Consider the following 12,520-nt stretch of genomic DNA (forward strand, 5'->3'; position numbering starts at 1 on the left):
CGCAAGGCACAGCGCATCGACTATCACAAGAGAACGTAGACTATCACCTGTAAAATTCGCCTGTCTGGGCACCCCTGAGATCACGACCAAGAGCAGAACATGGACCGCAACATTTCACAGAAGCTGGCGACCGCGACGGTGGACTTCGACAAGCCGGGCAAGCAGGTCGGGTTTTTCCACATCCCGCTGTCGGTGCATGACGATGCCTGGGGCGTGGTGCCGGTGCCGGTGGCGGTGATCAAGAACGGCGCGGGCCCGACGGTGATCCTCGAAGGGGGCAACCATGGCGACGAATATGAGGGGCCGATTGCGCTGGGCGAGCTGATCCGCGAGCTCGACCCGGCCGATGTGCAGGGCCGGCTGATCTTCATTCCGGCGATCAACCTCCCCGCGGTGAACGCGGCGCGGCGCACCTCGCCGATCGACGAAATCAACATGAACCGCACCTTCCCGGGCGACCCGCTGGGCACCACGACGCGGCAGATCGCGGCCTATGTGAACGACGTGATCTTCCCTATGGGCGATGCGTTCATCGACCTCCATTCGGGCGGCTCGTCGCTCGATATCATCCCGAGTTCGGTGATCGAGCCGGGCGCGACGCCCGAGCAGCACGCGGCCAATGTGGCGGCGGCCAAGGCGTTCGGCACCGAAATCGCGGTGGTGATCGACAATCGCGGCGACCCGCGCACCGCCACCGCCGCTGCTGCGGCGCAGGGGATGACGGTGATCGGCACCGAGATGGCGGGCGGCGGCACGGTGTCGGTCGATGCGCTGGCGCTGTGCCGGCGCGGGGTGCGCAATGTGCTGGCGCATCTGGGCGTGCTGCCCGAGCGGATGGCGAGTCCGGTGGCCGGCGATCCGAAGCTGTATGACCTCGGCCCCAAGGCACATGTGATCGCCGAGGATGATGGGGTGTACGAGCCGCTGCACAAGCTCGGCACACCAGTGGAGGCGGGCCAACTGGCCGGACGCATCCACTTCCTCGCCAATCCCGGCCGGACACCGGTCGAACTGCATTACCGGGCGAGCGGCATCCTCTATGGCCGCCGGCAGCCAGGCCGGGTGCGGCCGGGCAATTGCTGCTTTGTCGTCGCATCTCCCTATGAGGCCCCCGCAGCATGATCACGCTTGCCGACATCAACGCTGCCGCTACCCGTATTGCACCCCATGTGCGACGCACCCCGACCATCGAGGTGCGGGCGCTATCCGCGCCGCTGACGCCGGCAAAGCTGTCGCTGAAGCTCGAGAACCTGCAGGCCACCGGCTCGTTCAAGGCGCGCGGCGCCACCAACAAGCTGCTGTCGCTGCCGCCGGAAGCCCTTGCGCGCGGCATCGTCACCGCCTCGGGCGGCAACCATGGGCTGGCCGTGGCGCGGGCGGCCAAGCTCGCCGGGGTGACGGCGACGATCTATGTGCCGGAGAACATCACCGCGGCAAAGGTTGAAAAGCTGAAGCGCTGGGGCGCCACAGTCGATATTATCGGCAGCGTCTGGAACGAGACCAACCTCCATGCCCTCGCCTTCGCCGAAGCCAAGGGCGCGGCGTATTTCCACCCCTTCGCCGATGCGGCTGTCATGGCCGGGCAGGGCACGGCGGCGCTGGAGCTTTTGGCCGATGTGCCCGACCTCGACGTGGTGCTGGTCGCCATCGGCGGCGGCGGGCTGGTGTCGGGCATGGGCGTCGCGCTCAAGGCGCTGAAGCCGAAGGTGAAGATCATCGGCATCGAGCCGGTTGGATCGCCGACGCTGAAGGCATCGCTCGATGCCGGGCACGTGGTGCGGCTCAACGAGGTCACGAGCCGCATCGCCACGATGAGCTGCGCCGAGACCGACCCTGATGTCTTCGACGTGGTGCGCTCGGTGGTCGACGACGTGGTGCTGCTCAGCGACGACGACATGCTGGAAGCGAGCCGCTGGCTGTGGTTCGAACTGGGAATCGCAGCGGATCTGAGCGGCGCCGCGGCCGTGGCGGCGCTGATGACCGGACGTGTGGGGTATACGGCCGGGACGTCGGTGGGGGCGCTGGTGTGCGGGGCCGGGCCGGAGGGGGTGGCTTAGCGGCTCGCCGCCGCCGCCGCCGGTGGCTGTGGACCCCCACCCCTGTCCCCTCCCCCTAAGAATGGGGAGGGAGACGCTCCCTCTGATATCGAGGCTGACGTCTCCCTCCCCCTGTTTGAGGGGGAGGGGACAGGGGTGGGGGTCAGCCCGCGCCGCTGTGGCGTTGGACTACTTCGCCACCCCGATGCACGCAAAATACGGCACCAGTGCCGTCTGCACCTGGGCGTAGATCAGCGCCCGCGCCCAATCCGGCGAACGAGCTTCCAGCCGTTCTGCCCGCGCGATCACTTGTGGCGCAAAGTACTGCTCGAGCAGCGGCGCCAACGGCTTCTTCGTATCGAGCGCTGCCAGCAACTGCCCGACCGCTGCTGTCGCCTGTGGCTGGGCCCAGTAGTAGCGGATGCGGTCGGCGTAGCTGAAGTGGCGGAGCAGTTTCAGTGTCGCGGCGTCGCCGGCATAGTGCTTGGCCCAGTTTTTCGGGTTCTCCAGCATCAGCGCTTCCATCACCGGGGCGATCGGCTGACGGTCGGCATCCGGCGCCAGCCAGGTCGCAACACCATCGAGCGCATAGACCGCCTGGCGATAGGCGAAGGTGAGGGCGGGGCCGACCTTCAGCACGGCGAAGTGCCGCCGGGCAAGCGCCGGGAACACGTCAGGGTACTGGTAGTCCGTCGAGTGTGCCTCGAAGCTCAGGCCATCATGGCCATCCAGCACCGGCGACAGCAGGTCGGGTGAGGCCACATCGAAGCGGTGGATGTGGTCGGGGGCGAATTCGAGGCCCGGCTGCACCACGAGGCCGACGGCACGCTGCCAGGCGGTGTGCTCAAGCCCGAGTGCAGCGAAGGCGTCGCGGTGCGCCGTGATCGTGGCGCGGGCGTTGGCGGGCTCGGTTGGGGCGATACCAATGGGGCCTTCCTCGGCGCGAGCGCCACCCGGCGGCGGCACTTCGGTGCCGAACATGTAGCTGAGCGATGTTGGGTCGCTGGTCGCGGCTTCGCAGATGGCGGCGAGGTCGGCGGCGCGGACGGCACTCAGCGCATCGCCGACGGCGGCGGGCTCGCCGGCACAGCCTTCGGAGCAATCGAGGTGGATCTTGGTGAACCCGGCCTGCACATAGGCGGCGACGAGGTCGCGGGCATTGGCCATGGCGAGCTCGGCGGGCTGGTCGCGCCAGGCCTGCGGTCCGAGGTGATCGCCGCCGAACAGGACGCGCCCGCCATCGACGCCGGCCGTCGCCGCAATCGAGCGGACGAAGGCGATGAAGTCCGGCGGAGTCATGCCGGTATAGCCGCCGAACTGGTTCACCTGGTTGCTGGTGGCTTCGATCAAGAGCGGCACGTCCCATTCATCGGCCAAGAGCAGCGAAGCGGCCAGCACATCCGGGTGGGCCGAGCAGACCGAGGGCAGGGCCTCGCCGGAGCCGTTGCGGTTGCGGGCGATGAGATCGCGGAGTTCCCTCATTTGCGGGCTCCCGCCACCAGCATGGCGGCGCCGCGCACGCCGCTGGCATCGCCGAAGCGGGCCGAGGCGAAGGCCGGCTGGCGCACGCCGGGCAGCATTTTTGGCGCGAAGGTGCGGGCGAGGGTTTCGGTCAAACCGGGGATGTTGGAGAGGCCGCCGCCGATCACCACGCAATCGGCATCGATGGTCAGCTGGATGGTGTGGATCAGCTCGCCGAGGATATCGAACCAGGTGTCGAGCACCTGCGCCATCGCTGCATCACCAGCGGCGGCACGTTCGACGATGGCAGCGGAATCGACCGCTGCACCGGTCAAGTGTTTGGCGATGCGCGCCATGCCGGGGCCGGAGAGCAGCGTTTCGTAGCAGCCGGTGCGGCCGCAGCCGCAACTGAGGATCGGCAGGCTGTGGCGCTGCACCAGCTCGGCCGGCAGGCCGAAATGGCCGACCTCACCGGGCAGGCCATTGTGACCGACGACGAGCTTGCCATCCACCGTGACGCCGCCGCCGACCCCGGTGCCGAGGATCAGGCCAAACACGGTGCGGTAGCCGGCGCCGGCGCCGCCATTGGCTTCGGAGAGGGCGAAGCACTTGCAGTCATTTTCGACCGGGATGGTGCGGCCGATGCGAGCCGAGAGATCAGCACTGAGGGTGTGGCCGGTGGCCGGCACGTTGGAGGTCATCGAGATGCCGGTAGCGGGGTCGATCAGGCCGGGCAGGCCGACCCCGAGCGCCACCTTGCTGCCGGCAGTCTGGTCGAGCCAGCCGACCGCGCCCTCGAGCGCCGCGAGCAGCTCCTCATAGCTGCCCTTGGCAGTGGGGAAACGCTGGCGCTCGATGACTTCGAGCCGGTTGTCGAACAGTCGCGCCTCGATCTTGGTGCCGCCGACATCGAGGGAGCCGAAGACCTGCGGGCCAGCTTCGGGCAGCGGGTAGAGCTTCACACCGGCGACGACGCGGGTGAGGTTGCCCGAGGCGAAGGGGTTGTCGACGGTGAGGCCGAGCTTGTGCGACCAGATCACCGAGAGCAACTGCGCCACCATGACATAGAGCACCGACGACCAGGCGTCGTTGCCGACCGATGCCACCGGGATGTCGGCGGCGGCAGTGGCGTCGCCGAGCCGCAGCACGACGTGATCGCCGAACTGTGCCGCGACCTCGGTGGCGAGGTCGATGTCATAGCGGCGGGTGTGCGGGTCGGAGGAGAGCAGCACGAAGACCCGGGTCTGCGCATTGGTGATGGCCTTGGGGCCATGGCGGAAGCCAAGGGTCGAATCCCACGAGGTGGGGATCTGGCCGGCTGCCAGTTCCAGCACCTTCAGTGCGCTTTCGCGAGACGAACCGGTGAGCGGGCCGGAGCCGAGGAACACGGCGCGTTCCGGCACGGGGAGGGCGATCAGCCGGTCGAGCTGCCCTGCCAAAAGCGTCTCGGCGCCATCGGCCAGCCGCGCCATGAGCTCGGCGACCGGCGCGGGCGGCGCCGGGTCGAACACGGCGAGCGCCGTCAGCAGCATGGTGGTGTAGCTCGACGTCATGGCAAAGCCGCTGTCGTCGGTTTCGGGTGGCAGCACGATATTGCGCAGTTCCCCCGGGCCGGCATTGTCGGTGCGGGCCAGCGCGCTATTGGCGTTGCAGGTGATGTGCAACCGATCGGCTTCGGGCGCGTGCGCCGCCAGCAGGTCGAGCGTGCCGATGGTCTCGGAGCTGTTGCCGCTGCGGCCGAACGACACCACGAGGAGCTTAATGCCGGGCCTGAGGTAATTGCGCGGCGCAGCGATCAGGTCGGTCGACGGAATGGCGCGGAAGCGGACCGGGCCGGGCGCGGTATTGAGGTAGCTCGCCAGCGTCTCGCCGACAAAGGCCGAGGTGCCGGCGCCGCAGAACCAGATTTCGTCCGGCCGGCGCTCGGCGATCCAGGCCGTTACCTCCGCGGCGATGGTCGCAAGACGCGGGCCGAAGCTGCGCCAGATCGCGGGCTGGCGCCGGATCTCCTTGGTGGTGGCCCAGCGGTCGAGGTCGGTGGCGGGGAACGGGGCGTCGGTCATCAGTTGCTTCCTTCCGGCTCGACCCGGTGAACGGCGACGCCATGCTGCTCCAGCAGGGCGGCGGTTTCATCGGAAAGGCCAGTGTCAGTGATCACGGCGTGGATACGGTCGGCTGCGCAGATCCGGTGCAGGGCCGGAGCGCGGAACTTGGTGGAGTCGGCGAGGACGATCACCCGCTGGCTCACCGCCACCATGGCGGCGTTCTGGTGCGCCTCGGCCTCGTTGAAGGTCGACAGGCCCAGCACCGGGTCGATGGCGTCGGCGCCGAGGTAAATGGTGTCGAAGCGCATGCCGCCGACCGTGCTCTCGACCATGCGGCCGGAGAGCGAGTTGGATTCGAAACGCACCGTGCCGCCCGGCAGCATGACGGTGTGCTGGCTGGCGCCGCGAAACGCCTCGGCGATGTTCAGCCCCGTGGTCATGATCACCAGCGGGTTGGCGGCCCTCAGGTTCTCCGCAAAGAGCTGCGTGGTCGAGCCGGAATCGATAATGATCGAGCGGTCATCGCCGACCAGCGACAGGGCGAAGCGGGCGATGGCGCGCTTGGCGGCAAGGTTGACCACCGCCTTGTCGCTGACGCCGGGATCGATGAACGCCCCTTGCGCTTCGCGAGCCAGTGACATGGCGAGCGCAATGCGAAAATCGGGCAGGCCCTTGAAGCCGAACTGGCGGCAAAACCGCAGCACGGTGGGCTCGCTCACGCCGGCGGCGCGGGCAATCTCCTGCAGCGGCTCGCGGATGAAGGCCTCGGGCGAAGCGAGGAGGTACCCGCCCACCAGTTGGAACGCCTTGTTGTAGCCGCCGAGCCCCAGCGAGATCGACTGAATCAGCGTCGGGGCCGTGGGCTCCAGTGCCGCCATCACTTCACCTCATCGACGGCCCGCATGCGGAAGTTGAGATGCGCCGGCACCGGATGCTGCTTGAGCCGCTCGGCCAGCTCTGTTGGCGTAGGGGCGCGTTTCAGCGCCTGCTGCAGACGGCCCCGCTGCAACCCGACCCAGAGTTCGTCGAGGAGGGTCTCACCTTCGCGCACCGTCGCGAAATGGCGGTCCAGCAGGCGTTCGAGCAGGTCGAAATCGCCTTCCGACGCCGCCACCATGGCGCGGCCCAGGTGCACGCGCTCGTCGGTGAGCGCCGAGGCTGGAAGGCCCGATGCAAAGGCGCGCAGCCGCTCGAGCCGGCCGTGCTTGACCAGGAGGCTGACGATCTCGGCGGCAAGCGCCGGCGGCGCGTCACCACTGGCCCAGGCAGCGAGATAGTCACGGTCGGCGGCATCGGGGTCGTTGGTGACCAGCGCTCGCTGGCGGCGGCCGAGCCAGGTGGGCTTGAGCGCGATGGAGCGTTCGAACAGGGTGCGCGCCGCGTCGCGATCGCCGTTGTCGAGCGTCGCGATGCCGAGCAGCAGGGCGTGCAACCAGGTCTCGCCCTGCTTGTCGCGGCTCTTTTCTAGCGCCGCCACCCAGACGGGCGAGACGGCGAAATCGGCGGGCACGCGCTTGAGGCTCGCGTCCGAGAAACGGCCGGTGGTTGCCAGCTCATCCCAGCAATCGGTGGGGTGCGGCACGGCGAAATCGAGACCCTGGGCGAGCGGCTTGCCGGTGAGCTTTTCCTGGCGGCTGCCCCAGGGCGAGCCATCGGTGAGCCGCTTGCTCACTGGCCGGCGCGACACCTCGGTGAGGAAAGCATCGACATCGGTGAGCTCGGTGGCGGGGAAGCGGGCGTCGATCGCCACGGCCGCGGCGCCGACGGCGCGCTGGTAGTCGGCGGCGTGCACCTCGGTGGGGTCGACGCGGAGCGCGCCATAGACCTCAGTCCAGTGCACTTCGCTGTTGGGTGCGAGCTCGAAGCGCTGGTTTTGCGTCGGGGCGATACCACTCTGGATTTCGATGTAGTCGCCCTCGCCGGGACGGGCGAGGTAATCCATCCACTGCTGGCCGCCGGTACCGGTGCCGAAATAGAAGAACTTTCGGCCCTTGAGCGCCGCGGTCGCGGTCTGCGCGAGGCCGACGCCGTCGGCATCGAGCCCGGCGATGAACAGTCGCTCCGCATCGGGCTTCCTGAAGAACACCGAGGTCGAGTCGCGCCAATTATCCGGATAAGAGCCGTCGAAACGCTCGAGATCGGGGAAGGGAAAACGCGCCAGCTCGTTATTGGGTAGCACGTGCTCGATCGAGTAATCGGCGGGAGCTAGGACGCGCATGCCCTTCGACATCGGCGCCGCGACATTGGTCCACCAGTAGGCGAGCTTCACTGCATCGGTGCTGTTGACGATGCGGCCATGCACATAGAGCCGGTCGTCGTCATCGGGCAGAAACAGGTCGATCTGCCAGGTGGCTTCGACGATGCGGTCGAACTCATAGATGCGCAGCACCGAGCCGCGTTCGGTCTCGACTATGCCGGCAAACACCTGGGCGGTGGTGAAGGGGGTGTGGCCGGGGATCAGGCCGTTCCACTCGATGCCGCCGGAGAACCAGGCGTTGAGCGCGGCGAGGTTGGCCGGCTGGAACACCGGATTGGTGAACACCAGGTCGCGGCCGAGCTTCAGATCGCGCAGTTCCATCAGGCGGCCGCCATATTGCGGCGCCACGGAGACGCGCAGCCGCCCGTTCTCCAGCGTCACCAGTTCCATCTCGCCCGGCTCCTGCGAGCGATCGTAATCGTCGTAGACCCGGTAGGGCAGGATCGAATCCTTGCCCCAGTTGAAGCCGTGGGCGTTTTCCTCGTCGGTGAGGCCGCGGTTGGGCGGGGTGTTCTTGTCGATCGTCGGCTGCTGCCAGCGGAAGCGGGGCAGGGTGCTGGGGCCGCCCAGGTTCGACATCGGCAGTCGGCGCGACGTTCTGGTGATGGTGGTCTTGGTCATTGGCGCCTCCCCGGTCGTACAAGCGCGGCGAAAGTACACGGTGTTTGTAGTTTTGCAACATAGATGTTTGTGAAACTACATTGTTGTTAAGGTGCTGGAGTTGGGCACGTCTTGCCTTCTCCCCTTGTGGGAGAAGGTGGCCGAAGGCCGGATGAGGGGTGCGCGCAACGAAGTGTAGCGCGACCGGAGCGTAGCGACGGGCGACAAGGTACGCGGAGAGAACCCCTCATCCGCCCTTTGGGCACCTTCTCCCACAAGGGGAGAAGGCACTCCGTCTGCCGCTGGTGCTCGTCACGGCACTGGCTTTTTCCCAAAACCGCACTACGCTTGCTCCTGCTTTCTCGAGGGGGAAATCCATGACCGCCACGCCCCGGCTGCCGGTGACGCTCAGCGTCAACGGCGAAACCCATGTGCTTACGCTCGATCCACGGGTGACGCTGCTCGACGCGCTGCGCGAGCATTTGCTGCTCACCGGCACCAAGAAGGGCTGCGACCAGGGGCAGTGTGGGGCCTGCACGGTGCTGGTGAACGGCCGACGCATCAACAGCTGCCTCAGCCTCGCGGTGATGCACGAAGGCGACGAGATCTCGACCATTGAAGGGCTGGGGACGCCCGAGGCATTGCACCCGATGCAGGCGGCGTTCGTTACGCATGACGGCTTCCAGTGCGGCTATTGCACGCCGGGGCAGATCCTTTCGTCGCTGGCGGTGATCGAAGAGATCCGGGCCGGGGTGCCGAGCCACGTGACCGACGATCTCGAGGCGCCGATCCCGCTGAGCGACCAGGAAATCCGCGAACGGATGAGCGGCAATCTCTGCCGCTGCGCCGCCTATCCCAACATCATGGCGGCGATCCGCGATTATCTGGGAGAGGGTGCATGAAGCCGTTCAGCTATGAGCGGGCGGCGAGCCCGGCCGAGGCAGTGGAAGCCGCGGTGGCGCGGCCGGGGGCGCGGTTCATTGCCGGCGGCACCAACCTGCTCGACCTGATGAAGCTCGGCATCGAGGCGCCGCAGCACCTGATCGACGTCAATCGGCTATGGCTCGATACGATCGAGCCGACGGCGGAGGGCGGCTTGCGGATCGGGGCGCTGGTGCGCAACGCCGACCTTGCGGCGGACCGGCGGGTGCGGCGCGATTATGCAGTGCTGGCGCGGGCGCTGGTGTCGGGCGCCTCGGGGCAGTTGCGCAACAAGGCGACGACGGCGGGCAACCTGATGCAGCGCACCCGGTGCCCCTATTTCTACAATACCGATATGCCCTGCAATAAGCGGCGGCCCGGCTCGGGCTGCGCCGCCATCGGTGGTTTAACGCACAACCTCGCAGTGCTCGGGGTGAGCGATGCCTGTATCGCCACCCACCCCTCCGACATGTGCGTGGCGCTCCGGGCGCTCGATGCGAGCGTCGAGACGGTCGGCGTGGGCGGACGGACGCGCTCGATCCCGATCGCCGACTTCCACCGGCTGCCGGGGGATCGGCCCGATATCGAGACGGCGCTCGAGCCGGGTGAACTGATCACCGCGGTGACGCTGCCCGCACCGCTTGGCGGGGTGCAGCTCTACCGCAAGGTGCGGGAGCGCGCCTCCTATGCGTTTGCCAATGTCACGGTGGCGCTGGTGGCGCGTGAGGGGCAGATGGTGCGGCTGGCCTTTGGCGGGCTGGCGGCAAAACCCTGGCGGGTCGAGGTGGCGGAGGGAGGAGCCGACCCCGATCTCGCTGCGGACCTGGCGCTGGCAGGGGCGACGCCCACCGAAGACAATGCCTACAAGCTGCCCTTGGCGCGACGGACGCTCAAGGCGACGCTGGCGCAGGCGACCGAGGTCCGGTCATGATCGGGCAAGGAGTTATTGGCCAAGCGATCAGCCGCACCGATGGGCCGATCAAGGTCACCGGGCGGGCGGCCTATTCGGCCGAACGGCAGGATGCCGGGCCGACATTGCATGGCTACATCCTCGGCGCCGGCATCGGCAAAGGCCGGGTGGCGCGGATCGATATTGCGGCGGCCGAGGCGGCGCCAGGGGTGCGGCTGGTGTGGACGCATGAGAATGCGCCCGAGCAGGGGCCTGCCGAGGGTATTGAAGGCGACATGATGGACCGGACGCGGCCGGAACTCGCCAGCGACCGGATCAACTACTACGGCATGCCGATCGCCTTCGTGGTGGCCGAGAGTTTTGAGGAGGCGCGCGCCGCCGCCGGGCTGATCACAGTTGAATACGAAGTTGAGGCCGGAGCGTTTGCGCTTGATGGGTTCGGGCCGAACCTCAACTGGCGGCGGCCGTCGCAGGCGGGCGATATCGACAAGGCGATGCGCGAAGGGCCGGTGACGGTCGAACAGACCTACAGCACGCCCTACCATTTCTCGCAGCCGATGGAGCTGCATGCCTGCATCGCCGACTGGCGCGACGGGCACCTTCATCTCTATCTCACCGCGCAGATGGTGAACCAGCTGACCACCGGGCTCGGCAAGACCTTGCGGCTCGACCCCAGCGCCATCAGCATCGACAGCGCCTATGTCGGCGGCGGTTTCGGCTCGAAGATCGTGCTGCATTGCGAGGCGGTGCTGGCTTCGCTCGCGACCATGGCGCTGGGCCAGCCGGTGAAGCTGATGCTGACCCGGCGGCAGATCTTTACGCTGGTCGGGCACCGGCCGGCTTCGATCAGCCGGGTGCGGCTTGCAGCGACGCCGGATGGGCGGCTCACGGCGCTCGGCCATGATGCACTGATCCAGGTGCGCACCGACGATGCCTGGGACGAAGGCGTGTCGTCGGTGGGCAAGGCCCTTTATGCCTCACCCAACCGGCTGACCCGGCAGGCGCACCAGGCCCTCGACGTGCAGCCGGGTGAGCCGGTGCGCGGGCCCGGCGAGTTGCCAGGGCTGATGGTGCTCGAATCGGCGATGGACGAGCTGGCCGAAAAGCTCGGCATCGATCCGGTCGAACTGCGACTCAGGAACGACACCCAGATCGACCCCGACAAGCGGTTGCCGCTGAGCGGCCGTCGACTGGCCGATTGCCTCCGCGAAGGGGCCGAGCAGTTCGGCTGGTGCGACCGCCCGACCATACCGGCGAGCCGTCGCGACGGGCGCTGGCTGGTCGGCTATGGCGTCGCCTCGTCGATGCGCGGGCATTACCAGACTTCGGCCGAGGTGCTGGTGCGGATCGAGCCCGACGGTCTTGTGATCGTCCGCTCCGACATGACCGATATCGGCACCGGCACCCACACCATCGTGGCGCAGGTGGTGGCGGAGGCGCTGGGCGTGCCGATGAGCCAGATCAAGGTGGAGCTGGCGCATACCAAGCACCCCAAGGGCAATGGCGCCGGCGGCTCGTGGGGCGCGGCCAACACCACCGTCGCCGCCGACCGGGCCTGCGCAGCGCTGCGCCAGCGGATCGCGGCGGTGGCAGGGACGAGCTACAACGACATTTTCGCCGAGGTGCGCCGGCATTTCCCCGATGGGCTGGAAGAGAGAGGCAGGACGCTCGATAACAAGGACGATCCGAACTACCAGACGCACGCGCAATACACCTATGGCGCGTCGTTCGCCGAGGTCGGAGTGGATATCGATACCGGCGAAGTGCGGCTCAGGCGGATGCTCGGGGTGTTCGCGGCTGGCCGCATCCTCAACGCCAAGACAGCGCGCTCGCAGCTGATCGGCGGCATGATCTGGGGGGTAAGCGCCGCGCTGCAGGAAGCCGGCGCGCTCGACCCGCGCCACGGCCATTGGGTCAACGGCGATTTCGCCGAATACCTGATCCCGACCCATGCCGACATCCCCGCGATCGACGCCATCATGCTTGAGGATTTCGACGACAAGGCCAACCATTTGGGGGTGAAAGGCATCGGCGAACTGGGCGCCGGCGGCACCGGCGGCTCGGTGGCCAACGCGGTGTACAACGCGACGGGGGTGCGGGTACGGGACTTTCCGATCACGCTGGCGAAGCTGTTGCCGGGGTTGCCGGGGCGGTGATGGTGCAGTCGGGAGTCCCTCTCCCGCAAGCGGGAGAGGGTGCGCCGACTGCGAGGCCCGCTGCACTACCCACTCCCCTAAGGGCGAGGGGACGCGTGTTGCACCGCCGGTGAGCCCATCGCCCCCTCGCCCCT

Annotated in this window: 9 protein-coding genes; 5 read left to right on the forward strand and 4 right to left on the reverse strand. The window is 67.7% G+C overall.

Features of this window, described 5'->3' with window-relative positions; genetic code table 11:
- Positions 1-99 precede the first annotated feature (99 nt).
- Positions 100-1,122, forward strand: coding sequence for a succinylglutamate desuccinylase/aspartoacylase family protein (locus VGV07_RS06910; RefSeq protein WP_326867958.1), 1,023 nt, complete (start codon positions 100-102; stop codon positions 1,120-1,122).
- Positions 1,119-2,057 (forward strand): threonine ammonia-lyase, encoded by a 939-nt coding sequence (locus VGV07_RS06915; RefSeq protein WP_326867959.1) that lies wholly within the window; start codon positions 1,119-1,121, stop codon positions 2,055-2,057. Before VGV07_RS06910 ends, VGV07_RS06915 begins: the two co-directional genes overlap by 4 nt.
- Positions 2,058-2,225: 168 nt before the next feature.
- Here VGV07_RS06915 and VGV07_RS06920 read toward each other — a convergent pair whose 3' ends face one another.
- From VGV07_RS06920 to VGV07_RS06935, 4 genes are read right to left on the reverse strand one after another with little or no spacing between them, the layout of a single operon-like run.
- Positions 2,226-3,518, reverse strand: coding sequence for a class II D-tagatose-bisphosphate aldolase, non-catalytic subunit (locus VGV07_RS06920; RefSeq protein ID WP_326867960.1), 1,293 nt, complete (start codon positions 3,516-3,518; stop codon positions 2,226-2,228).
- The gene (locus tag VGV07_RS06925; protein ID WP_326867961.1) at positions 3,515-5,560 is read right to left on the reverse strand and encodes an ROK family protein; all 2,046 of its coding nucleotides are present in this window, start codon (positions 5,558-5,560) and stop codon (positions 3,515-3,517) included. Before VGV07_RS06925 ends, VGV07_RS06920 begins: the two co-directional genes overlap by 4 nt.
- Complete coding sequence (locus VGV07_RS06930; protein ID WP_326867962.1) at positions 5,560-6,420, reverse strand: transcriptional regulator; 861 nt, start codon at positions 6,418-6,420, stop codon at positions 5,560-5,562. Before VGV07_RS06930 ends, VGV07_RS06925 begins: the two co-directional genes overlap by 1 nt.
- Positions 6,420-8,420, reverse strand: a complete 2,001-nt coding sequence (locus tag VGV07_RS06935) for a DUF5107 domain-containing protein (protein WP_326867963.1) — start codon at positions 8,418-8,420, stop codon at positions 6,420-6,422. The genes VGV07_RS06930 and VGV07_RS06935 overlap by 1 nt, the downstream gene beginning before the upstream one ends.
- Before the next feature lie 275 nt (positions 8,421-8,695).
- Between VGV07_RS06935 and VGV07_RS06940 the strand changes: the two genes are divergently transcribed.
- From VGV07_RS06940 to VGV07_RS06950, 3 genes are read left to right on the forward strand one after another with little or no spacing between them, the layout of a single operon-like run.
- The gene (locus VGV07_RS06940; RefSeq protein ID WP_414649918.1) at positions 8,696-9,301 is read left to right on the forward strand and encodes a 2Fe-2S iron-sulfur cluster-binding protein; all 606 of its coding nucleotides are present in this window, start codon (positions 8,696-8,698) and stop codon (positions 9,299-9,301) included.
- Positions 9,298-10,251: a xanthine dehydrogenase family protein subunit M gene (locus tag VGV07_RS06945; protein ID WP_326867965.1), complete on the forward strand. Its 954-nt coding sequence runs from the start codon at positions 9,298-9,300 to the stop codon at positions 10,249-10,251. The genes VGV07_RS06940 and VGV07_RS06945 overlap by 4 nt, the downstream gene beginning before the upstream one ends.
- Positions 10,248-12,386 (forward strand): xanthine dehydrogenase family protein molybdopterin-binding subunit, encoded by a 2,139-nt coding sequence (locus VGV07_RS06950; RefSeq protein WP_326867966.1) that lies wholly within the window; start codon positions 10,248-10,250, stop codon positions 12,384-12,386. Before VGV07_RS06945 ends, VGV07_RS06950 begins: the two co-directional genes overlap by 4 nt.
- Positions 12,387-12,520 lie beyond the last annotated feature (134 nt).

Origin of the sequence: Devosia sp. (assembly GCF_035944845.1) — a bacterium.
GTDB lineage: Bacteria > Pseudomonadota > Alphaproteobacteria > Rhizobiales > Devosiaceae > Devosia_A.

What these genes read in the sequence shown, in the direction of transcription:
- VGV07_RS06910 (WP_326867958.1), top strand. Translation starts at nt 100, where the DNA reads ATGGACCGCAACATTTCACAGAAGCTGGCGACCGCGACGGTGGACTTC.
- VGV07_RS06915 (WP_326867959.1), top strand. Translation starts at nt 1,119, where the DNA reads ATGATCACGCTTGCCGACATCAACGCTGCCGCTACCCGTATTGCACCC.
- VGV07_RS06920 (WP_326867960.1), bottom strand. Translation starts at nt 3,518, where the DNA reads ATGAGGGAACTCCGCGATCTCATCGCCCGCAACCGCAACGGCTCCGGC.
- VGV07_RS06925 (WP_326867961.1), bottom strand. Translation starts at nt 5,560, where the DNA reads ATGACCGACGCCCCGTTCCCCGCCACCGACCTCGACCGCTGGGCCACC.
- VGV07_RS06930 (WP_326867962.1), bottom strand. Translation starts at nt 6,420, where the DNA reads ATGGCGGCACTGGAGCCCACGGCCCCGACGCTGATTCAGTCGATCTCG.
- VGV07_RS06935 (WP_326867963.1), bottom strand. Translation starts at nt 8,420, where the DNA reads ATGACCAAGACCACCATCACCAGAACGTCGCGCCGACTGCCGATGTCG.
- VGV07_RS06945 (WP_326867965.1), top strand. Translation starts at nt 9,298, where the DNA reads ATGAAGCCGTTCAGCTATGAGCGGGCGGCGAGCCCGGCCGAGGCAGTG.
- VGV07_RS06950 (WP_326867966.1), top strand. Translation starts at nt 10,248, where the DNA reads ATGATCGGGCAAGGAGTTATTGGCCAAGCGATCAGCCGCACCGATGGG.